General features: G+C 70.4%; 20 protein-coding genes. 1 reads left to right on the top strand and 19 read right to left on the bottom strand.

Going from position 1 to position 21,859, the window contains the following annotated elements; all coding sequences use genetic code 11:
• Positions 1–150: 150 nt before the first annotated feature.
• The 19 genes from ftsA to BLU08_RS14700 all read right to left on the bottom strand — a co-directional run bounded on the left by ftsA (position 151) and on the right by BLU08_RS14700 (position 20,797).
• On the bottom strand, positions 151–1,533 hold the full coding sequence (gene ftsA, locus BLU08_RS14790; RefSeq protein ID WP_090200733.1) for a cell division protein FtsA: 1,383 nt from the start codon (positions 1,531–1,533) through the stop codon (positions 151–153).
• Complete coding sequence (locus BLU08_RS14785) at positions 1,533–2,456, bottom strand: cell division protein FtsQ/DivIB (protein ID WP_090200731.1); 924 nt, start codon at positions 2,454–2,456, stop codon at positions 1,533–1,535. The genes ftsA and BLU08_RS14785 overlap by 1 nt, the downstream gene beginning before the upstream one ends.
• On the bottom strand, positions 2,449–3,435 hold the full coding sequence (locus BLU08_RS14780; protein ID WP_090200729.1) for a D-alanine--D-alanine ligase: 987 nt from the start codon (positions 3,433–3,435) through the stop codon (positions 2,449–2,451). Before BLU08_RS14780 ends, BLU08_RS14785 begins: the two co-directional genes overlap by 8 nt.
• Positions 3,432–4,409 (bottom strand): UDP-N-acetylmuramate dehydrogenase, encoded by a 978-nt coding sequence (murB, locus tag BLU08_RS14775; RefSeq protein WP_233996014.1) that lies wholly within the window; start codon positions 4,407–4,409, stop codon positions 3,432–3,434. The genes BLU08_RS14780 and murB overlap by 4 nt, the downstream gene beginning before the upstream one ends.
• Positions 4,399–5,853: a UDP-N-acetylmuramate--L-alanine ligase gene (murC, locus tag BLU08_RS14770; RefSeq protein ID WP_090200725.1), complete on the bottom strand. Its 1,455-nt coding sequence runs from the start codon at positions 5,851–5,853 to the stop codon at positions 4,399–4,401. The genes murB and murC overlap by 11 nt, the downstream gene beginning before the upstream one ends.
• Before the next feature lie 10 nt (positions 5,854–5,863).
• Positions 5,864–7,090: an undecaprenyldiphospho-muramoylpentapeptide beta-N-acetylglucosaminyltransferase gene (gene murG / locus BLU08_RS14765; RefSeq protein WP_090200724.1), complete on the bottom strand. Its 1,227-nt coding sequence runs from the start codon at positions 7,088–7,090 to the stop codon at positions 5,864–5,866.
• Positions 7,087–8,316, bottom strand: coding sequence for an FtsW/RodA/SpoVE family cell cycle protein (locus BLU08_RS14760; protein ID WP_090201497.1), 1,230 nt, complete (start codon positions 8,314–8,316; stop codon positions 7,087–7,089). Before BLU08_RS14760 ends, murG begins: the two co-directional genes overlap by 4 nt.
• Positions 8,313–9,707: a UDP-N-acetylmuramoyl-L-alanine--D-glutamate ligase gene (murD, locus tag BLU08_RS14755; protein ID WP_090200721.1), complete on the bottom strand. Its 1,395-nt coding sequence runs from the start codon at positions 9,705–9,707 to the stop codon at positions 8,313–8,315. The genes BLU08_RS14760 and murD overlap by 4 nt, the downstream gene beginning before the upstream one ends.
• A gap of 10 nt (positions 9,708–9,717) precedes the next feature.
• Positions 9,718–10,788, bottom strand: a complete 1,071-nt coding sequence (gene mraY / locus BLU08_RS14750) for a phospho-N-acetylmuramoyl-pentapeptide-transferase (protein ID WP_090200719.1) — start codon at positions 10,786–10,788, stop codon at positions 9,718–9,720.
• Between the two features lie 21 nt (positions 10,789–10,809).
• Complete coding sequence (gene murF / locus BLU08_RS14745; protein ID WP_090200717.1) at positions 10,810–12,276, bottom strand: UDP-N-acetylmuramoyl-tripeptide--D-alanyl-D-alanine ligase; 1,467 nt, start codon at positions 12,274–12,276, stop codon at positions 10,810–10,812.
• Entirely contained in the window at positions 12,273–13,778 is a 1,506-nt protein-coding gene (locus tag BLU08_RS14740) for a UDP-N-acetylmuramoyl-L-alanyl-D-glutamate--2,6-diaminopimelate ligase (RefSeq protein WP_090200714.1), read from the bottom strand. The genes murF and BLU08_RS14740 overlap by 4 nt, the downstream gene beginning before the upstream one ends.
• Positions 13,775–15,715, bottom strand: coding sequence for a penicillin-binding protein 2 (locus tag BLU08_RS14735; RefSeq protein WP_233996013.1), 1,941 nt, complete (start codon positions 15,713–15,715; stop codon positions 13,775–13,777). Before BLU08_RS14735 ends, BLU08_RS14740 begins: the two co-directional genes overlap by 4 nt.
• Positions 15,712–16,287, bottom strand: coding sequence for a hypothetical protein (locus BLU08_RS14730; protein WP_090200711.1), 576 nt, complete (start codon positions 16,285–16,287; stop codon positions 15,712–15,714). Before BLU08_RS14730 ends, BLU08_RS14735 begins: the two co-directional genes overlap by 4 nt.
• Positions 16,284–17,255, bottom strand: a complete 972-nt coding sequence (rsmH, locus tag BLU08_RS14725) for a 16S rRNA (cytosine(1402)-N(4))-methyltransferase RsmH (protein ID WP_090200709.1) — start codon at positions 17,253–17,255, stop codon at positions 16,284–16,286. Before rsmH ends, BLU08_RS14730 begins: the two co-directional genes overlap by 4 nt.
• A complete protein-coding gene (locus BLU08_RS14720) occupies positions 17,252–17,746 on the bottom strand; it encodes a division/cell wall cluster transcriptional repressor MraZ (protein WP_090200707.1) in 495 nt (164 codons plus the stop codon). The genes rsmH and BLU08_RS14720 overlap by 4 nt, the downstream gene beginning before the upstream one ends.
• A 314-nt stretch (positions 17,747–18,060) precedes the next feature.
• Positions 18,061–18,948, bottom strand: a complete 888-nt coding sequence (locus tag BLU08_RS14715; protein WP_157674579.1) for a hypothetical protein — start codon at positions 18,946–18,948, stop codon at positions 18,061–18,063.
• 52 nt (positions 18,949–19,000) lie between these two features.
• Positions 19,001–19,420, bottom strand: a complete 420-nt coding sequence (locus BLU08_RS14710) for a hypothetical protein (RefSeq protein ID WP_090200702.1) — start codon at positions 19,418–19,420, stop codon at positions 19,001–19,003.
• Positions 19,420–20,436 carry a cysteine synthase A gene (locus BLU08_RS14705; RefSeq protein ID WP_090200700.1) on the bottom strand — a complete coding sequence of 339 codons (1,017 nt, stop codon included), beginning with the start codon at positions 20,434–20,436 and terminating at the stop codon, positions 19,420–19,422. The genes BLU08_RS14710 and BLU08_RS14705 overlap by 1 nt, the downstream gene beginning before the upstream one ends.
• 43 nt (positions 20,437–20,479) lie before the next feature.
• The gene (locus BLU08_RS14700; RefSeq protein ID WP_090200698.1) at positions 20,480–20,797 is read right to left on the bottom strand and encodes a 2Fe-2S iron-sulfur cluster-binding protein; all 318 of its coding nucleotides are present in this window, start codon (positions 20,795–20,797) and stop codon (positions 20,480–20,482) included.
• Between the two features lie 129 nt (positions 20,798–20,926).
• On the opposite strand from BLU08_RS14700, the gene BLU08_RS14695 reads away from it, so the two are divergent.
• A complete protein-coding gene (locus BLU08_RS14695) occupies positions 20,927–21,550 on the top strand; it encodes a DNA-3-methyladenine glycosylase (RefSeq protein WP_090200695.1) in 624 nt (207 codons plus the stop codon).
• The last annotated feature ends 309 nt before the right edge of the window (positions 21,551–21,859 follow it).

Here is a 21,859-nt window from a genome sequence, read left to right as displayed (position 1 = left end):
TCCGCGGAGTTTACGGGCTATCCTGCAATTCTCTGACACAATCGTGACTTGCGGTTGATACCGTCTTAACCCTTATCCACAGTGGCCCCACAGGGTCCTGCGCGCGTTCATGCCACATCGGGGCGGTTTTCCCCAAATTCTCTAGCGCGCTCAGAAATACTCCCGCAGCGCGCGCATCAGCCGCGCGAGCGCGAAGGGGCCTCCCGGCGCGCCCGGGATCCGGCTGCGCGCATAACGGTCGCCCAGCGCGCGGATGTCCACCGGATCGTCCGCCGCGTAGAGGCACAGCCCCGCCAGCGTCGCGAAACCCGGCGTCGCGTGCGCCTCGGGCAGGCCCTCGAACGCGGGCGGGCGGCCGATCCTGACCGGCATCCCGAGCGCCCCCTGCGCGAATTCGGCCAACCCCGCGAGTTCCGCGCCGCCGCCGGTCAGCACCACCTGGCCCGCGCCCATACCGCTGAAGCCCATGCCTTTCAATGCCTTGCCGATTTCGGTCGTGAGCCGGGCGAGATGCTGGGTGATGACCGAGACGAGTTCGGCCCGCGCGATCCGCCCGCGATCGTCGGTCCCGCGGGCGACGCTCGCCCCGCCCGCCTCGTCCCAATCGTCGCCGGGCGCGGTCAGCGCGATCATCTCGCGGTGGTCGCTGGGAGAGGCGATGGCCGAACCGGAGACGCATTTCAGCCGTTCGGCCTGCGACTGCCGGATCCCGAAGGCCCGCGCGAGCGCGTCCGTGATGTCGGCCGATCCCATCGGCAGCGCGGCGAGGCCGAGCAGCATTCCGCCGGCAAAGACCGAGACATTGGTGACGTCCGCCCCGATCTCGACCAGCGCGACGCCCAGTTCGCGCTCCTCCTCGGACAGGCAGGCATGGCCCGCGGCGAGCGGGGCCGCGACCACGCCCTCGACATCGAGGTGGGCCTTCTGCACGGCTTCCATGAGGTTCTTCACCGGCGCCCCGTCGGCCAGCATCACGTGGATGTCGACGCCGAGCCGCTCCGCATGGAGCCCGCGCGGATTGGCGACGCCGTGCGCCCCGTCGAGCGTGTAATGCGCCGGCTGGGCATGGAGCACGGTGCGCCCGTCGGGCTGGATCGCCCCGCGCGCGAGGTAGAGGAGGTGTTCGACGTCCTCCTCCTCGATCCGCCGCCCGCCGATCTCGGTCTCGACGCTCTTGACGTCGCTCCTCAGCCCCGCCCCGGCGCAGGCGATCCACACGCCGCTCACGCTCGCCTGCGCGCTGCGCTCGGCCCGCTCGACCGCGTCGCGGATGGCGAAACTGGCCTGCTCCATGTCGGTGATGTAGCCGCGCTTCACACCCTTGCTCGCCCGGTGGCCCGAACCGAGCAGGACGAGGTCGCCGTTCTCCGCCTCGCCCATGATCATGGCCGAGACGCGGTACGAGCCGACATTGACCGCGCCGATCGTGCGGGTGAGCCGGGCACGCCCCGTTCCCCGGGCGCTTGCCTTTACGCTTGCCTTCGCGCCTGCCTTGCCCGCGCCCTTCGCCTGCCCGGCCGCGCGCCGCGCCATCACTCGGCCCCGCTCGCGGCGAGGTCGCGCGCCTCGATCCGTTCGCTGCGTCCGGGCACCCGCATGTAGACGCGCGGCGGGTTGCGCATGTCGAAGCTCGCGACCTGGCCGCCGATCAGCCGGTTCTGCCCGTCCATCCGCGCGAAGGTGACGAGCGCGCTCGCCGCCGCCGTCTCGCCTTCGGGGAGCGCGAGCACCTGCCCGCTTTCGAAGGTCACGTTCCAGCGCCGGTTGCCGATCCATTCGGCCGCCTCGACCCGCGGCAGGAGCGCCGGGGCCGCCGCGAGCAGCCGGTCGAGCGCCGCGACCTGCCGCGCCGCGCCCGGCCCCGAAATCCGCAGCCTGCCTGCCGCATCCTCGGGCGCGAGCGGGGCGAGTTCGTGGCCGCCCCTGTCGATCAGGACCAGCCGGTCGGGCCTGACCAGCACCGCGTGAGGTTCGCGCTCGACGATGTCGATGGCGAGCGTGTCGGGCAGCTGTTTCGACACCCGCGCGTCGGCCACCCAGGGCAGTTCGAGCAGTTCGGCGCGCAGGGCCTCGACATCGACTGCGGGCATGGCGCGGTCGCGCTGCGCGAGCGCGCGGGCATAGACCTCGCGTTCGTCCATGCGGTTGGTGCCGGTCACGCGCACGCGGCGCACCTCGAAACCGGCATCGGACGCCATGCGCGCGACTTCGGCTTCGGCCATGGCGGGGACGCCCGCGAGATTGGCGATGACGAAGGCGAGCGCGACCCCCGCGCCGATGATGACGGCGAGCCAGATGCGGGTCCATTGCTCCTCGGTGAAGGGCAGCAGGCCCATCGCGCGGTCGAGCACGCCGCTGGTCCGGGCCTTGGCCCGCCGCGCCCCGGCCGCGCGGCCCTGCGATTTCGCGGCGCGCCGCACGCCCTTGCCGTCGGAACGCCTGATCCGATTAGCCATGGGCGTCCCGCTCCCTTGCCTGCCCTTTCGCCCGGTGGACCCGCAGCGCCTCCTTCACCAGCAGGTCGACAAGGTCGGCATAGTCGATCCCGGCGTGCTTCGCCTGTTCGGGCACGAGACTGAGTGGCGTCATGCCGGGCTGGGTGTTGGTCTCGAGCACGAAGAGGCCGTCCTCGCCCAGTTCGTCGTCCCAGCGAAAATCGGTCCGGCTGGTGCCGTGGCAGCCGAGCACCCGGTGCGCCTTCAGCGCATAGTGTTCGCACAGGGCGGCGATCCCGGGCGGGACGCGCGCGGGGCAGACGTGCTCGGTGCGGCCCTCGGTGTACTTGTGCTCGTAATCGTAGAAGCCTTCCGCGATGACCAGTTCGGTGACCCCGAGCGCGCGCGGGCCGTCGGTTCCGTCGATCACCGCGGCGGTGAGCTCGCGGCCCTTGATGAAGGGTTCGGCGAGAAGTTCGGCGAATTCCTGCCACGGCCCCGGCGCGTCGCGGTGGATGGGGTTGCCGACATTGCTGTCCGCGGTGACGATGGCGACGCCGACGGACGAACCTTCGTTTACGGGCTTTAGCACGTAGGGGCGCGGCAGCGGGTCGCGCTCGAACAGTTCAGCGGACTTCACGATGCGGCCGCCGGGCATGGGAATGCCGTGGGGGACGAGGGTCTGCTTGGTGAGCTGCTTGTCGATCGCGATGACCGAAGTGGCGAGGCCCGAATGGGTGTAGGCGAGGCCCATGAGGTCGAGCATCCCCTGCACGCTCCCGTCCTCGCCCGGCACGCCGTGGAGCGCGTTGAAGACGACATCGGGCGCCGCTTCGGCAAGGCGCGCGGCGACGTCGCGGCCCATGTCGATTGCGGTCACGCGGTAGCCCTTGTCGCGCAGCGCGGCGGCGATGCCGCGCCCGCTCATCAGCGACACTTCGCGCTCGTTCGCCCAGCCGCCCATCAGGACCGCGACATGGAGGGGAGCGGGCTCGCTCACGGCCTTCCCACCCGCTGGATTTCCCAGTCGAGCATCACGCCCGAATGCTTGTAGACCTTCTCGCGCACGAGTTCGCCCAGCCCCTCGATGTCGGCGCTGGTCGCCTCGCCCGTGTTGATCAGGAAGTTCGTGTGCTTTTCCGACACCTGCGCCGCCCCCAGCGTCAGGCCCCGGCAGCCCGCCGCATCGACCAGTTCCCACGCCTTGCGGCCTTCCGGGTTCTTGAACGTCGACCCGCCGGTCCTGGTGCGGATCGGCTGCGATTCCTCGCGCGCCCGGGCAATGCGCTCCATTTCCGCGCCGATCTCCGCCGGGTCGCCGGGGCGGCCCCTGAACCTTGCCGAAACGACGATCGCGCCCTCGGGAAGCTCGCTGTGGCGATAGGTGTAGCCGAGGTCCCCGACCGGCAGCATCACCATCTCGCCGCCGGGCAGGATCACCTCGCAATCGACCAGCACGTCGGCGACCTCGCTCCCGTAGGCCCCGCCGTTCATCCGCACGAAGCCGCCCACCGTGCCCGGTATCCCGCGCAGGAATTCGAGCCCCGCGATGCCATGGTCGCGCGCGGTGGAGGCGACAAGGATGCCCGGCGCGCCTGCGCCGCAAGTCAGCAGGTGGTCCTCGCCCGGCTCGACCCCGGCGAAGGGCTTGCCCAGCCGCACCACGATCCCGGGCACGCCGCCGTCGCGGATGATGAGGTTGGAACCCAATCCCAGCGCCATGACGGGAAGCTGCCCGCCCAGCCGCTCGAGGAAGAGCCTGAGGTCCGCAAGGTCGGCGGGTTCGAACAGCCAGTCGGCCTGCCCGCCGCTCTTGAACCAGACGAGCTTGGCGAGCGGGGCCTTGCAGGTGAGGTCGCCCCGGATGCCCTCGAGCGGGACGGGCGCCGCGACCGCCCCCTCGACCGCGCAGGTCGGGGCCCGTCCGTCGTCGTAGTTCCAGGTGTCGCCGGGCTGGACCATCCTATCGCTCATGCCTCACATGTGCTTCGACCGCGCCCGCAAGGGTAGCCGCCCAGCGCGTGATATCCCCGGCGCCGAGACAGACGACCATGTCGCCCGGGCGCAGCACGGCGGCGAGCGTTTCGGCGAGTTCGGCATGGCTTTCGACCAGCGCCGCGGAACGGTGCCCGCGCGACTTGAGCCCCGCGACGAGCGCCGCGGAATCGACGCCCGGGATCGGCTTCTCGCCCGCTTCGTAGACCGGGGTGACGAGCACCATGTCGGCATCGTTGAAACACGACTGGAAGCCGTCCATCAGGTCGTGCAGGCGGGTGTAGCGATGCGGCTGGGCGACGGCGATGACCCGTGCGCCATCCCCGCTGGCGGACCCTTCCGAGGCGACCGCCTCGCGCGCCGCGGCGAGCACGGCCTGGATTTCGACCGGGTGGTGGGCATAATCGTCGATCACGCTCACGCTGCCGCCGGCAAGCGCGATCTCGCCGACCCGGGTGAAGCGCCGGCGCACCCCCCCGAACGCGCCGAAGCCTTCGCGGATGACCTCGTCCGAACAGCCCATCTCGATCGCGACGGCAATCGCGGCGAGCGCGTTCTGGACGTTGTGCCGTCCCGGCATGGGCAGGTGCACGCCCTCGATCCGGCGATCATGTTCGCCGCGCTGGCGGACCATCACGTCGAAGCTGTTGCCGCCCTTGTGAGCGCGCACGTTGACCCCGCAGATATCGGCCTGGAGCGAGAAGCCGTAGGTCACCACCTTGCGGTCGCGCACCTGGCCGATCACCGCCTGCACCTCCGGGTGATCGACGCACAGGATTGCCGCCCCGTAGAAGGGCACGTTCTGGATGAATTCGAGAAAGGCGCGCTTCACCCCGTCGAAATCGCCGTAATGGTCGAGATGTTCGGGGTCGATGTTCGTCACCACCGCGATGGTCCCGTCGAGCCGCAGGAAGCTGCCGTCGCTTTCGTCCGCCTCGACCACCATCCAGTCCGAATCGCCCAGCCGCGCGTTGGAGCCGTATTGTTCGATGATCCCGCCGTTGATGACCGTGGGGTCGATCCCGCCGCGGTCGAGCAGGCTCGCGACCATGCTCGTCGTGGTGGTCTTGCCATGCGTGCCCGCGACCGCGACGGTCGATTTGAGGCGCATCAGTTCGGCGAGCATTTCGGCCCGGCGCACGACCGGGATGCGCGCTTCCAATGCGGCGGCGACCTCGGGATTGCTGCGCTTGACCGCGGTCGAGGTGACGACCACCGCCGCCCCGTCGACGTTGCCCTTCGCATGGCCGATATGGACCGGGATGCCGCGTTCCCGCAGGCGTTCCACGCTCGCCCCTTCGGCGATGTCGGAGCCCTGCACGCTGTAGCCCAGATTGTGCATCACCTCGGCGATGCCGGACATCCCGATCCCGCCTATGCCGACGAAGTGGATCGTGCCGATATCGGTCGGAACGCCTCTCACGCCCGCCCCCTCACGCGGCCATGTCCTCGTCGCGCGTCGAAGGCTGCGTCCGCACCGCCGCCGCCGCGCCGCGCAGGGGCTTCTCGCCGACGCGGATCACGTCCATGAGGTCGATCCCGCCAAGGCTCTCGACGAGGTCGGCGAGGTCCTTGGTCGCATCGGGCCGCCCGCAATTGAACGCGGCGTGCGCGGCGTTGGCGAGGCTCGCCGGGTTCTGGGCGAGCGCCTGGATCTGCTTGGCGAGTTCCTTGGGCGTGAATTTCTCCTGCCGGATCATCCGCGCGCCGCCCGCCTTGACGATCTCGCGCGTGTTCGCCGCCTGGTGATCGTCGGTCGCGATCGGCAGCGGCACGAGGATCGCGGGCCGCCCCACCCCCGTCAGTTCCGCAATGGTCGAAGCGCCCGCGCGCCCGATGAACAGGTGCGTGTCGGCGAGGCGTTCGTGCATGTCCTCGAAATAGGTGCCGAGTTCGGCGGGGATGTCGTGTTCGGCATAGCGCGCGCGGACCGCGTCGAGATCCTCCGGGCGGCATTGCTGGGTCACCTGCAGGCGCGTACGCAGCGCAGGCGGCAGCATGGCGAGCCCGTCGGGCACGATTTCCGACAGCACCCGCGCGCCCTGCGATCCGCCGGTGACGAGAACGCGCAGCAGGCCCTCCTCGGTCAGCGGGGGGAAGTCCATCTCGCGCAGGGCCAGCACCTCCTCGCGCACCGGATTGCCGGTGAGATGAACCTTGCCCGCGTGCTTCGGCTTCAGCCGGTCGACCCGCGCATAGGAGGTGGCGATCGCATCGACCCGGCCAGCCAGCAGGCGGTTGACCCGGCCCAGCACCGCATTCTGTTCGTGGATGACGCTCGGCACCTTCGCCGATGTCGCGGCGAGCAGGGCGGGAAGCGCGGGATAGCCGCCGAAGCCGATCACGGCGGAAGGCTCGAACGCGTCGAACAGGCGCAGCGCCATGCCCCGCCCCTCGATCACGGCGCGCACGCCGCCGAGCCATTTCAGCGGGTTCTTCCCGAACCGCCCGGCGGGCAGGACATGGGCGGTCAGCCCCGCGGGCTTGCCCGGGATGGCCGCGCCGCGCTCGTCGGTGATGAGCGCGACGTGGTGGCCGCGCGCCTCGAGCTCGACGGCGAGCGCGAAGGCCGGGATCAGGTGCCCGCCCGTGCCGCCCGCGGCGAGGACGAAGTGGCGACTCGCGCCCGTGCGGGGCGTCTGGCGCGTCGGCTTGGTCATGCGCGCTCCTCCTTGCGCTCGAATAGGTGGCGCAGCCCGCCGCCCTCCCGCCGGAGGAAGGGATTGCGCCGCGTGATCGCCAACAATAGCCCGAGCGCGAAGCACACCGCCAGCGTCGATGACCCGCCATAGCTGACGAGCGGCAGGGTCGCGCCCTTGGACGGGAAGAGCTGGAGGTTGACGAGCACGTTCATCAGGGCCTGCCCGCCGACCTGCGCGATCAGCCCTGCCCCCGCGAGCAGGGCGAACAGGTCCTCCTCCTCCACCAGCCGCATCAGCGCGCGTAGCACGATCCCGCAGTAGAGCGCCACCACCAGCGCGCAGACGGCGAGGCCGAATTCCTCCCCGATGACCGAGAAGATGTAATCGGTGTGCGCCTCGGGCAGGCTGTTCTTGCGGGTGCCGAGCCACAGCCCGGTCCCCGTCCACCCGCCGTTCGTCAGCGTGCGGAAGGCGAGGTCGACCTGGTCGTAGGCGGTCCCGCCGCCGAAAAAGGAATCGATCCGGTTCTTCGCATTGCCATAGAGGAAATAGGTCAGCACCAGACCGGCGAGCCCGAGCACGGCGACCCCGGCGATGCGCCTTGCCGAAACGCCCGCCAGCAGCACCATCACGAACCAGATCCCGGCGAACAGGATCGTTTCGCCGAGATTGGGCTGCAGCATCAACAGCCCGCCGATGAGGGCGAGCAGCGCGCTCGCGAAGGCGAGCACGGGCAGGTGCGGATCGCGCAGCCGCCACGACAGGATCCACGCGAGGACGACCGCGAAGCCGGGCTTGAGGAACTCGCTCGGCTGGAGGCTCATGCCGATTTCGAGCCAGCGCCGCGAACCGTTCTTCTCGACCCCGAAGAAGGGCACGAGGACGAGTAGGACGAGCATGACGGCAAAGGCAAGGATCCCGAGACGCCGCGCATCGTCGCGGGCGAAGAAGGACAGGCCGATCATCAGCGCGAGGCCGAGCAGCTGGAACAGCAGGTGGCGTTTCAGGAACAGGAAGGGGTCGAGGATCGTCTGCGCGGTCGAAAGCTGCTCCGCGCTCGCGGGGGAGGCGGCGGCGACGGCGAGCGTGCCGAAACCCATCAGCAGCAGGATGAGGCCGAGCAGCCAGCGGTCGACCTCGCGCCACCAGATCCGCACCTCCTCGCGCCAGCCGCGCCGCACCAGCGCGGGCGGCAGGGCGCCCGCGCTCCGGCGCGATGCGGGAAGGGCGGTCGGCCCGGTCATGCCCCGGCCCCGGCCCCGCCCGCGAAGGAGCCGGGCGGGCAATCCGCGCAGCCGGAGATCACCCGGGCGAGGTTGCGGAAATGTTCGCCGCGCTTTTCGTAGTCGCGGAACTGGTCATAGCTCGCGCAGGCAGGGGAAAGCAGCACCACCTCGCCCGGTCGCACCGCCGCGCCCGCCCGGCTCACCGCCTCGGCGATCAGTTCGCAGCGTTCGACGCGCAGCCCGCGGGCCTCGAGCAGGTCGGCGAAACGCGGCCCCGCCTCGCCCACGGTGTAGGCCGCGGCGATGTTGGGAAGATGCGCCTCGCATTCGGCGAGCCCGTTCTCCTTGGCGAGCCCGCCGACGATCCAGTGGATGCGCGCGGCGCCCCGGTTGATCGAAGGATCGGGCGGGAAGGCGGCGAGCGCGGGCGCGGCGGATGCCGGGTTGGTCGCCTTGGAATCGTTGATCCACACGATCCCGTCCTTCTCGCAGGTCCGCTCCATCCGGTGCGGGAGCCCGCGAAAGCGCGGCAGGGCGTGGCGCCATTGCGGCTCGGTCACGCCCAGTTCCTCGGCAAGCGCCACCGCGACCGCGACGTTCTGGAGATTGTGCGGCCCCTGCAGCGCGGGCCATTCGTGCTGGAGATGTGCGAAGCGCGCGAGATCGGCAAGCACCGCCCGCCCCTCCCCCCGTCGCTCCGCCTGCCGCGCCCGGATCGCTCCGGCCGGGCCTTCGTCGGTCCCGAACACGGCGAGGTGGCGGGCCGACTGCATTTCGAACAGGCGCTCCTTCGCGGCAGCATAGGCGGGGTAATCGGCGTAGCGGTCGAGATGGTCGGGGGTGATGTTGGTGAGGGCCGCGACCTCGGGATCGAGGCTGAAGGTGAGGTCGATCTGGAAGCTCGACAGTTCGAGCACGTAGACCCCGACCCCCGTCTCGTTCGGGGCGAGCGGTTCGCGCGACATGATCGGCTCGCCGATATTGCCGCCCATCGCCGCGGGAAAGCCCGCCATGGCGAGGATGTGATGGGTGAGCGCGGTGACGGTCGACTTGCCGTTGGTCCCGGTGATGCCGACGACGCGGTGGTCCAGAAGATCGCGCCGGGCGAGCGCGAACAATTCGACGTCGCCGATCACCGGCACGCCGTATCGCGCCGCATGGGGCGCGATCGGGTGGGTGTTGAGCGGCACCCCGGGAGAGACCACGATCCCGTCGAACCCGGTGAGGTCGAGGGCAAGGGGATCGGCGAGGTCGCAGCGCCCCTCGAACGCGGAGCGCTTGTCGTCGTCGCGGTCCCACGCGATCACTTCGGCCCCGCTCGCGAGCAGCGCGCGCACGCTCGCCGCGCCCGACCGCGCGAGGCCGAGCACCGCGTAGCGTTTCCCGGCAAAGGCGGAGGAGGTGATCACGCCGTCCGCCCTATCTCAGCTTGAGCGTGGCAAGGCCCATCAGCGCGAGCACGATGGCGATGATCCAGAACCGGATCACGACCTTGCTCTCGCTCCAGCCCAGCTGTTCGAAATGGTGATGGATCGGCGCCATGCGGAAGACGCGCCTGCCGGTGCGCTTGAACCAGAAGACCTGGATGATGACCGACACGGCTTCGAGCACGAACAGCCCCCCGACGATCGCGAGCACGACCTCGTGATGCGCCGCGACCGCGATCGCCCCGAGCGCGCCGCCGAGCGCGAGGCTCCCCGTATCGCCCATGAACACGGCGGCGGGCGGCGCGTTGAACCACAGGAAGGCGAGCCCGGCCCCCATGATCGCCGCGCAGAACACCGCCAGTTCGCCCGCGCCCGGCACGTGCGGGATGCCGAGGTACTCGCTGAAATCGACCCGCCCGACGAGATAGGCGATCAGCGCGAAGGTCCCCGCCGCGATGATCACCGGCATGATCGCCAGCCCGTCCAGTCCGTCGGTGAGGTTCACCGCATTGCCCGCGCCGACCATGACGAAGGCGGCGAAGACGTAATAGGCCGGCCCCAGCGGGATCTCGACCTCGGAGAAGAAGGGGACGTAGAGATTGGTGCTGATCTGGCTGACGATGATGTAGCTCGCGACGCCCGCGACCGCGAATTCCATCAGCAGCCGCACCCGCCCCGAAACGCCCGCGTGGCTGGCCTTGGACACCTTGGCATAGTCGTCGAGGAAGCCGATCAGCCCGAACCCGAGCGTGACCGCGAGGCAGGCCCAGACGAAGGGGCTGGAAAGGTCCATCCACAGGATCAGCGCGGGCGTCAGCGCGACGAGGATCATCAGCCCGCCCATCGTCGGCGTGCCGCGCTTGGCGAGGTGGGTCTGCGGCCCGTCGAGCCGGATCGGCTGGCCCTTGCCCTGCCGCACGCGCAGCATGTTGATGAAGCGCGGCCCGATGATGAGGCCGATCACGAGCGCCGTGATCAGCGTCGCCCCGAAGCGGAAGGTCTGGTAGCGCACGAGGTTGAGCGCGCCTTCGAAACCCAGAAATTCCGCGAGAAGATAGAGCATGAACTCGTCCCCGGCGCGTGCCTAGCCCGCGCCATCCGTGAAGTGTGATACCAGCCCGCCGAGCCCGACCGAATTCGAGCCCTTCACCAGAACCGCATCGCCATGGGTGAGACCATATCGTCCGAGCGCCTGGATCGCCTCGGCGGGCGTTTCGCAATGCTCGAAACCGGGCACGAATCCAAGCGAATTGGCGCTGCCTTTCCCCAGTTCGGCGGCCAGCGCGCGCATCTCGTCGCCGACGAGGATCGCGTGGTCGATCCCTGCCTCGATCAACGGCTCGGCGAGCTGGGCGTGAAAGCCCGCGGAAAAATCGCCCAGTTCCTTCATGCTGCCGAGCACGGCCACCCGGCGGTGCGCCGGGGTCTGACCGAGTGCGCGCAGCGTGGCGCGCATGGAGGCGGGGTTGGCGTTGTAGCTTTCGTCGATCAGCAGCGCCTTCCCGCCGGGCACCTCGAGCTGGAAACGCGCCCCGCGGCCCTTCAATCCGCCCATTTCGGCGAGCGCGAGCCCCGCCGCGCCGAGGTCGCCCCCGGCCGCGCGCACCGCCGCCATCACGCCGAGCGCATTGGCGATCCAGTGTTCGCCCGGCTCCGCGACCGAGAAGCACAGTCGCTCCGCCCGGCCGAGGTCGGCGGTGACGAGCGAGCCGCCATTGGCGGAGGGAATCGCGTCGAGCAGGCGCACGTCGGCACCCTCGCTGCGCCCGAAGGTGACGATGCGGTGGCCGAGCCGCCGGGCGTGGCCGACGAGGCGCGGCGCCCATTCGCTGTCGGCGGGAATGATCGCGGTCCCGCCCGGCATCAGCCCGGTGAAGATCTGCGCCTTCTCGTCCGCGATCGCCTCCATGCTGCCGAGGTTCTCGATATGCGCGGGCGCGATGGTGGTGATGAGCGCGACGTGCGGGCGGACATGGGCCGACAGCGGCGCGATTTCGCCGGCGTGGTTCATCCCCATCTCGAACACGCCGTAGCGCGCCCGAGCGGGCATCCGCGCGAGCGACAGCGGCACCCCGACATGGTTGTTGTAGCTGCGCACCGAACGATGCGCCGCACCCCGGCTCGCCCGGTCGAGACAGGCGAAGATCGCCTCCTTCATGCCGGTCTTTCCGACCGACCCGGTGATGCCGATCCGCACCGCGCCCGAACGGTCGCGCGCGGCATGGGCGAGCGCGTGGAGCGCCTTGGTCGTGTCCTCGACGAGGACATGGGGGAAATCGACAGGGCGATCGACGATCGCCGCGACCGCGCCGCGCTCGAAGGCCTGTTCGACGAAGCGGTGCCCGTCCATGCTTTCGCCCTTCAGCGCCACGAACACGTCGCCGGGGCGCACGTCGCGCGAATCCGTCTCGATGCCCGAAGCCTCGAAGGCGTGGCTCGCCGTTCCGCCGGTGGCTGCCGCGATCCCGGCCGCATCCCACAGGGCAAGCGGCAGCGCGTCGCGCGCCGTGAGCGGCCAGCTCCTGAGGAGCGCTGAGGTGCGTCGCGTCATCGACCCGTATCCCGGTTACGTTCGGCCGCGCATTCGCGTGCCACTTCCACATCGTCGAACGGTAACACCCGCATAGCCTCTCCCGACCCGATAATCTGCCCCTGCTCGTGGCCTTTCCCCGCCACGAGGATGATGTCGTGTTCGCCCGCGCCCGCGATCGCCTCGGCGATGGCCTCGCGCCGTCCGGCGACCTCGACGATGTCCGCCGCGCTCCCTGCGGCGCGCGCGCCTTCGAGGATGGCGGCGCGGATCGCGCCCGGGTCCTCGCCGCGCGGGTTGTCGTCGGTGACGATCACCCGCTCGGCCCCGCGCGCTGCGACCTCGCCCATGGCTGCGCGCTTGCCGGGATCGCGGTCGCCGCCCGCTCCGAAGACGACGGTGAGCCTGCCGCCCGCCACGTGATCGCGCAGCGCGGCGATGGCTGCTTCGAGCGCGTCGGGCGTGTGGGCATAGTCGACATAGACCGGCGCGCCCACGGCAGCGATCGCGGCGCGTTCGAGCCGCCCGCGCACCGGCTGGAGCCGGGCGAGCGCGCCGAGCGCGTCGATCGGCGCGAGCCCGGTCGAAAGCGCGAGCCCCGCCGCGACGAGGGCATTGGCGGCCTGGTATGCGCCGATCAGCGGAAGCTCGAATTTCCAGTCCGTATCCGCGTGGCGCACCATCAGGAACTGGCCGAGCTGGGTCGGCTCGCGCCTCACCAGGGTCAGGAAATCGCCTTTCTCGCCGACCGTCCGCACGTCGAGCCCGCACGCCCTCGCCCGCTCGATCGCCTGCGGGATCCAGACCGCATCGTGCCCGTCGTCATGGATCACCGCCGGGCTGCCGGGCGGGGCGACCTCGGCGAAGAGCCGCATCTTGGCCTCGAAATAGGCCTCCATCGTGCCGTGATAGTCGAGATGGTCCCGGCTGAAATTGGTGAAGGCCGAAGCCGCGACCGGCGGGCCTTCGCTGCGATACTGCGCGAGGCCGTGGCTCGATGCCTCGTAGGCGACGTGGGTGACGCCCTCGCGCGCCAGGCCCGCGAGGTTCGCGAGGAAGGTGACGATGTCGGGCGTCGTCAGCCCGGTCGAGACGCTTTCGTCGGGCGTGGTCACCCCCAGCGTCCCGATGCTCGCCGCGCGGTGGCCGCAGATGCGCCAGATCTGGCGGGTCATCTCGACGCAGGAAGTCTTGCCGTTGGTCCCCGTCACCGCGACGAGCGTTTCGGGGAACGGCGCGAAGAAGCGGGCGGCAAGCTGCGCGAAGGTGCGGCGCGGCTGCTCGCTCGCGACATGCGCCGCGCCCTCGACCCGCGCGTGCGGCGCGGCGACGACCGCGATTGCGCCCGCCGCGATCGCCTCGGGAATGACGTCCTCGGCGTTGAAGCGCTCGCCCCGGAAGGCGCCGAAGACCGTGCCGGGGGCGACCTTGCGGTGATCGATCGCGAAGCCGCTCACGGCCGCGTCCGTCCAGTCGCCGCGCGGCTCCACCCCGGCCGCTTGGAACAGCGCCGCAAGCCTCACTTGTCCTTCTCCATCAGGTAGCGCAGGTCGGAGATGTCGACGTCGCGGTTGTCGTCGGGCCGCACCCCCAGCATCGGGCCGATCCGCGGAACCAGCCGGCCCACGATCGGCGCCGCGTTCCACGCCGCGGTGCGCTGGAAGGAGCTGGCGATGGTCCCGCGCGGTTCGTCCAGCACCACCACGACGACAAAGCGCGGCCGGTCCATCGGGAAGGCCGCGGCGAAGGTGCTCATGAGCTTGTTCTTGACGTAGCGCCCGCCCGCGTTCTTTTCCGCCGAACCGGTCTTGCCGCCGACGCGGTAGCCCTTGGCATCGGCGCTGCGCCCGGTGCCGTAGAGCGCGATCATCCGCAGCAGCTGGCGCATCCGGGCCGAGGTCGAGGCCTTGAACACCCGCTTGCCGCGCGGCACCTCGCCCGCCTCGAGCCGGTGCAGCGTCGGCGGACGCCACAGCCCGCCGTTCACCATCGCGGCATAGGCGCCCGCGAGATGCAGCGGCGTCACCGCGATGCCGTGGCCGTAGCCGACCGTCATCGTCCGGATCCGGCTCCATTCGCCGTTCGGCCAGAACGGCAGCGCGCGCGCGGGCAGTTCGATCGTCGGGCGCTCATGCATCTTGAGGTCCATCAGCATCCGCCGCATCCGCTCCGGGCCGAGCTGGTCGGCGACCCGCATCGTCACCGTGTTCGACGAATAGGCCAGCGCTTCGGGGATGTTGAGCGCATCGCCCTTGTCGGTGTAATCCGCCAGCCGCCGGCTCCCGATCTCCACGGGCCGCGCGTCCCAGTCGCGCGACAGGTCGCGCACGACGCCCGCATCGATCGCGGCGGCAATGGTCAGCGGCTTGAAGGTCGAACCCAGTTCGGAAACCTGGTTGGTCACCCGGTTGAGCATGTTGGGCACGTCGCCCTTCGCGATCCGGTTGGGATCGAAATCGGGCAGCGAGGCCAGCGCCATGACCTCGCCCGTGTCGACGTCCAGCACCACGCCCGCCGCCCCGATCGCATCGGTCGCGAGCATCCCCGAACGCAGTTCGTCCTCGAGCGCGCCCTGCACCCGCAAATCGATCGAGAGCGCGGCGGGCAGGCCGCGCAGGGCAGGATCGGCGAGCCGCGCGTCGAGCACCTGCTCCATCCCCACGCGCCCGCCGAGCCGCCCGTCCTCCTCCTCGACCACGTAGCCCAGCACGTGCGCGGCGAGCTTGCCCTGCGGATAGTGCCGGTCGGGTTCGCGCGGGGTTTCCAGCGCGACTTCGCCGAGGTCGAACACGCGGTTGGCCTCTTCGGGCAGGATGCGGCGCCGGAGATAGGCGGGCCTGCCGCTGGCAAGGAGGCGCGTGGTGCGCTCGGCGTCGAGGTCGGGGAAGATCGCCGCGAGCCCCGCTGCGACCTCGGCGGGCGGGCGCACCAGCGGCGCGCCGCCATCGTCCATTGCCGCGGGGTTGAACCACAGGGCATAGGCCTCGAACGCGCGCGCCAGCGGGATGCCGTTGCGGTCGGTGATCTCGCCGCGATCGGGCAGCAATGCCGCATCGAGACTGGTGCGGCGCGGGCCGTCCCCCTCGAGCCCGAGCGCAGCGAGGCGCAGCAGCGCGACGCACGCGACCAGCACGAACACGAAGGCGACGAAAAGCAGCCGCGCGCGCGCCGTGAGCAGCCATTGGCGGCGCAGGCTGATGAGCTGGCCGCGCGCGGTCGGCAGCGGCGGGCGCGCGCCCGGCGGTGGAGCGGGCGACGGGGCGGGTGAACGCGCCGGCTCTGCGGCGGGCGGTGCGGCGGGCGCGGGCGGCGGTCCGGCGGGGCGCGCGCGGCCGCCGGGCGCGGCGCGGTCGAACCCGAGCGGCAGCTGCGGCTGGGCGCCCCCTGCAAACGAGCCCGTCCGTTCCCGCATGATGCCGGGCGCGAACAAGGGCCCGAAGCCGGAGGCCTCGGCGGTCATTCGGGGCGCCCTGCGCGCTCTGTCTCGCGCGCGGCCTGCGCGCGCGCCGGGCGGATCGGAGAAGCGTCGATCAGGAAGTCCCCGAAGGCCTCGGCGAAACGGGTTGTGGCAGCGGCATCGGCCGCGTTGCGCGCGGAAGCGAGCGTGACCGGCTTGCCCGTGATCGGCGAGACCATCGCCCGCTCCGCCCCGTCGTCCCCCGGCGTTTCCGCCTGCGAGGCGTCGGCGAAATCGCCCCGCGCGACCCGGATCGGGGCGGGCGCACCCGGCCCGCGCGGTTCGCCGAGGCTCGCGAGCTGGCGTTCCCCTTCGAGATACTGGTCGGCGCGCGGCGCTTCGTAGCCGAATTCGACCCGGTTCCATTCGGCCAGCTGGCGCTGGTTGGCGCGCGCCTGGAACTCGGTTTCGAGCCGGCGCGTCTCGCGCTCCAGCCGGATGATCTCCCGTTCGGCAAGCAGGACCTCGCTCTTCACCGCGTGGACGCGCAGGCTGAGCAGCACGAACAGGCCGAGGCACAGCGCCAGCACCGCGGCCCAGCCGAGCGAACGCATCCGGGCATTGGTCATGATCATGGCGTTTCTCCCGGGTTGGAACGGTCCGGCGCGCGCGCCGGCGCGGCGGTCCGCGCGCCGTGGCGCAGGACCGCGGAGCGCGCGCGCGGGTTCGCCTCCAACTCCGCCTCGCCCGGGCGGATCGCCTTCGACAGGCGGGCGAAGGTCGGGGCGGCGCCGGGCATTTCGCCCGGCAGGTGGCGCGAAACCGCACGGCCCGCGCCCGATGCCTCGCGCAGGAAGCGCTTGACGATGCGGTCCTCGAGGCTGTGGAAGCTGACCACGGCGAGCACCCCGCCCTCGCGCAGCAGGATTTCCGCCGCGGCAAGACCGGCGCGCAGTTCGCCCAGTTCGTCGTTCACGTGGATCCGCACCGCCTGGAAGGTGCGGGTCGCGGGGTCCTTCTTCTCGTGCGGCTTGTGCCCGAGCGCGCGGCGCACCACGCGGGCGAGATCGCCGGTCGTCTCGAGCGGGCGGGCGGCGACGATCGCGCGGGCGACCCGGCGCGACTGGCGTTCCTCGCCATAGTGATAGAGCACGTCGGCGATTGCGGCTTCGTCGGCAGTGTTGAGAAAATCGGCGGCGCTTTCCCCGTCCCCTCCCATTCGCATGTCGAGCGGCCCGTCGGCGGAAAAGGCGAAGCCGCGCTCCGCCCGGTCGAGCTGCATCGAGGAAACGCCGATGTCCATGACGACCGCGTCGACCTTTTCTACGCCGAGCGTGGCGAGTTCGTCGGCCATTTCGGAAAAGCGCCGGGGGTGGAGCGACAGCTGGCCCGCGTAACGGGCGACCATCGCCTCACCTTCGCGGATCGCGTGCGGGTCGCGGTCGAAGGCGAAGACGCGCGCGCCCGCCTCCAGCAGCGCGCGTGAATAGCCGCCCGCGCCGAAGGTCGCATCGACGATGGTCATGCCGGGCGCGGGCCCGATGGCCGCGACCACTTCGTCGAGCAGGACGGGCAAGTGGGCAGGGGCGTGCGACGGGTTCACTTCGCCCCTCCCCTCGCCTTGGCCATCAGCGCGCGGCAGGTCGCCTGCGCGCCCTTGAAGCTCGCGTCCATCCGCGCAAGTTCGTCCGGGTTCCAGGCGAAGAAGAACCTGCCCGCCCCGTGGAAATAGAGCGCGTCCCCGATCTTGCCCAGGTCCTTGAGGTGTTCGGGCATGACGAAGCGGCCCGAATCGTCGAACGGGATCTGTTCGAAGCCGAAAAGCTGCTGGGCGCGCACGTCGGGGTCGAAATCGCCCTGTCCCAGGCGGATCGCGCGCTCCTCCTCCCTTTCGAGCTGCTGGTGGAGCTCCTCGATGCGCGAGAGGCCGAAGCCGACGAGGCAGTCATACTTGTCGTGGACCGCGAGGCAGAGCGTGCGCGCGCCCCCGGAGCTTTCCTTCACCGCCTTGCGGAAGGTCGGCGGCAGGACGAACCGGCCCTTGTCGCCGGCGGGCGAGAAGGCCTGTCCGTTATATCCCGAAAAAGCCGCCACGCCCCTGCCCGATCCCTCTTGCGCTTGCCGTCTCCCGACACGCCTTCCCCCTCGCCCCCCGAGCGCGCGTTCGGGCGGCGCGCCGCGCTCGAAGGCGGGACGCGGGACAATGCGGCATGTTTGATGGATCCCGGTAATATCCGGGAAGCAGGCGGGTGAAAAGGGGATTTTGCGGGATTTCGCGGGATTAGATGGTAAATATATGATTTATATATCTTTTCTTCGCACCCCTTGGTATTCGCACTGAGCCCGAAGCGATCGGACCAGGTCAACAAAACCCCGCAAGCACCCTGAAAACCGGGCACGATTCCCGTTCATTCCCCGCCCTTCCCGGCGCAGCGCGCGGGCTTTCCCGTGAAATCCCCGGCAGGGTCGCAGGCAAAGGCGTGGTCGAACAGCGCGAGGATCGCGGAACCGCCCTGCCCCGCCTCGGCGGCGAGCCCGGCGTGTTCGAACAGGGTCGCATCGGCGAGCAGGGTCACGCTGCCCTCGCCGACCCGGCAGCGCGCCAGGGCCCGGTCGGCCGCGAAGGTGCAGTCCGCCCCCGCGCCCTCGCGCTGCTGCACCCTCCCCGCGAGCGCGAGCGGCAGGGTTCCGCCCGCAAACTCGGCGAAGCGCGGCGCGGCGGCCTGCGTCTCGTCGAACATGACCTTCATCCCCCAGCGCTCCACCACCGGCGGGATCAGCGCGACCGCGTTCGGCCGGCGCGGATCGCCGAGCGGGAGGTCATAGTCCCCGGTGAGCATCGGATCGAGCACCAGCAGCAGCCGCCCCCCGGCGCGCACCCAGTCGTCGAGCGCGACGTTGTCGGCCGGCGAAAGGCCGCGCGGCTGGATCACGGCGAGGCGCGTCAGGGCGGCGAGGGGATCGCTCGCCGGGTCCTCGCCGGTGAGGCCGGGGACGGGGGCGAGCGTGTCGAGCGGGACGATGCGATAGCCGCGCTCGATCGCCCGCCTTTGCCAGGGCACCTCGCCTTCCCCGCGGGCGAGCGCCTCGATCCCGAGGTCGAGCGGGCGGTGGAGCGGCAGGCCGGTGTGGAGCCCGAGTTCAGGGCGCGGTCCCACGCCCGCGGCAGGGGCGGCGGGCGGCTGCGGGGAGGCGGCGGGCGCATCCCCCGGCAGCAGAAACCGCGGCAGCAGCAGGGCGAGCCCGACAACCAGAAGCGCGGCAAGGCCGCCCAAGAGGAGGGTGCTGGCACGCATCGCCGCCATCCGTGCGAGGGCTAGCCCGGCCTCGCGCGGTGCAGCGGGACCATCACTCGCCCTCGTCGCGGCGCGGCCGGTCGGGCGCGGCCCGGCCCTCGCCGACCGGCGGGGTGGCGGACCGGGACGGGCGCTCGCTGCGCGATTGCGGCCCCGGCGATGGCTCGGGCTCGGGCTTGGGCTTGGTCTCGGTCGGGGGGACGACTCCCGCGTCGGCCAGCGGATCGCGCTGCGCGGAGGGCGCGGTCGGCTCCGTCGTGGGGGCGGCGTCGGGCGCGGCGGTTTCCTCGACCCGGTCGGCCTGGCTGCCGATGATGCTGGCGAGGCCCACGAGCAGGACCATCGCGCAGATCCCGAACACGCCGATCTGGAGCCGCTGCAGCGCTTCGGACCGGGTCCCGCCGAGCGGTGCGCCCCGGGGCGGTTCCTCGCCCCGGTCGCCGGGGTCGGCCGCGAAGAGCCTGCGCGCCATCATGCGCCGCCTGCCAGCCAGTCGAACACCGGCAGGCCCTTCGCACGCAGCCATTCCGCGTTGTAAAGGGTCGAGAGATAGCGAAAACCCGTGTCGCACAGGATCGTCGCGACCTGGGGATTCTCGCGGCCCTCGGCGACGAGTTGCCGGCCGAGTTCGATCGCGCCCGCGACATTGATGCCGGAGGACAGGCCGAGGCACAGGCCCTCCTTGCGCAGCAGGCGTTCCACCCAGACGAGGCCTTCCTCGTCCGAGATGCGGAACTGGGTGTCGATCGGCGCGCCTTCGAGATTGGCGGTGATCCGGCCCTGCCCGATGCCTTCCGCGACCGAGGAGCCCTCGGCCTTCAATTCGCCGTGCGCGAAGTAGTTGTAGAGCGCCGCGCCATGCGGATCGGTCAGCGCGATGCGGATGTCGGGGTTCTTCTCCTTGAGCCCCATGCCGACCCCCGCGATCGTTCCGCCCGTGCCCGCGGCGCAGGTGAAGCCGTCGATCCGGCCGCCGGTCTGGTGCCACAGTTCCTGCGCGGTGCCCTCGATATGGGCCTTGCGGTTGGCGACGTTGTCGAACTGCCCGGCCCACACCGCGCCCGCGGTCTCCTCCGCCATCCGGCGCGATACGTGCTGGAAATGATTGGGGTCGGCGTATTTCGTCGGCGGAACGAGGACCAGCTCGGCGCCCAGTGCGCGCAGTGTGTCCATCTTCTCCTTCGACTGGTTGTCGGGCATGACGATGACCGTGCGGTAGCCGAGCGCATTGGCGACCAGCGCGATGCCGATGCCGGTGTTCCCCGCCGTCCCCTCGATCACCGTGCCGCCGGGCTTCAGTTCCCCGCGCGCCTCGGCATCGCGGATCATGTAGAGCGCCGCGCGGTCCTTCACCGAGGAGCCGGGATTGGCGAATTCGCACTTGCCCCAGATGTCGCAGCCCGCCGCCCCGCTCGGCCCGCGGAGCCGGACGAGCGGGGTGTTGCCGATGAGCGAAAGCGTGTCGCCGATGGGAGCGGTGATGTTCATGCCTGCCGACCTAGGCCTTCCCGGCCCCGCCCGCAATCGCCGTTCAGTCCTCGGGCGCGATCGTCACCTTGAGCCCGTCGAGCGCGTCGGTGAACGGAATCTGGCAGGACAGGCGCGAGGTTTCGGTGCGGTGGTCGGAGCTTTCGAGCAGGTCGTCCTCGTCCTCGCTCATCGCCGGGAGCCTGTCGGAAAAGGCCGCATCGACGTGGACATGACAGGTCGCGCAGGAGCAGCACCCGCCGCACAGCGCCAGCAGTTCGTCGAAGCCATTGTCGCGGATGGCCTCCATCACCGTCAGACCGTCCTCGACGTCGATCTCGCTCGTTTCGCCTTCGCGATTGGTCACGACCAGCTTGGGCATGGGCTTTCGTTCTCCTGCCGTTCGAAAGGTTGCGCGCGAAGGGCATCGCGCTGTTCGGGAAACAAGCGGGCTGCTAGGCCAGTTTGAAACGCTAGGCAAGTTAGGGGATTTGAGAGTGAGCGGCGCTCGATGGGGCTGAACGAAGGGCAATTGCGGGCCGCCCTGGACGCGGTCGCTGCGCGCGACGAACGGGTCGCGCGCGCATTGGCGCGGGTCGGCCATCCCGCCCCGCGCATCCGCGAACGCGGCTTTCGCACGCTGCTTCGCACCATCGTCGGCCAGCAGGTCTCGGTCGCGGCGGCAGCTTCGATGTGGGCGAAGCTGGAGGCCGAGCTGGGCGGGGATTTCGCTCCGGCGAGCCTGCTGGCGCGCGATTTCGACACGCTTCGCGCCTGCGGCCTGTCGCGCCAGAAACAGGGCTATGCCCGCTCCCTTTGCGAACTCGTCGAAGCGCGCGCGATCGACCTTCATGCCCTGCCCCAGGACGACGAGGAGGCGATCGCGCTGCTGACCGGGGTCAAGGGCATCGGGCGCTGGTCGGCGGAGATCTACCTCCTGTTCGCCGAGGGGCGCGGCGATATCTGGCCGGCGGGCGACCTTGCCGTGCAGGAAGGCGTAAGGCGGCTCGTCGGGATGGAGGAGCGCCCCGGGGAGAAGGACACCCGTGCCATCGGCGAGATATGGGCGCCCCATCGCGGGGCCATGGCGATCTTCACGTGGCACTATTACTCGAAAAGTCGTGAACCGGTCTGAGCTGGTGTCCGAAATCCGCATTTTCCGTCGGAAAGCGAAACTTCCGCTTGCGACCCCGACGCCGGCAAACCCCTTTGCCGGAAAAGGGTGAAGGGCAGTTCACCACCCAAATTCGGTCATTCAGCTGCCTTTCGGATACATCAAGAAACCGCTTTCCAGGCGCTGCCGGAATGTCGCAGTAGCGAGCTCGACTGAGTGAGCTCGACCGAGTGACCTCCACCAACCTCCTGAAATCGCAGCATTATGCTCAATTCCGCGCGGCAATCTCTTTTTCCCGCAATTGCGCCAATCCGGCGCTTTGACCTTGCC

This window comes from Erythrobacter sp. HL-111 (assembly GCF_900105095.1).
GTDB lineage: Bacteria > Pseudomonadota > Alphaproteobacteria > Sphingomonadales > Sphingomonadaceae > Erythrobacter.
Note: the sequence above shows the minus strand (reverse complement) of the source record. Positions and strands in the feature narration are given on the sequence as shown.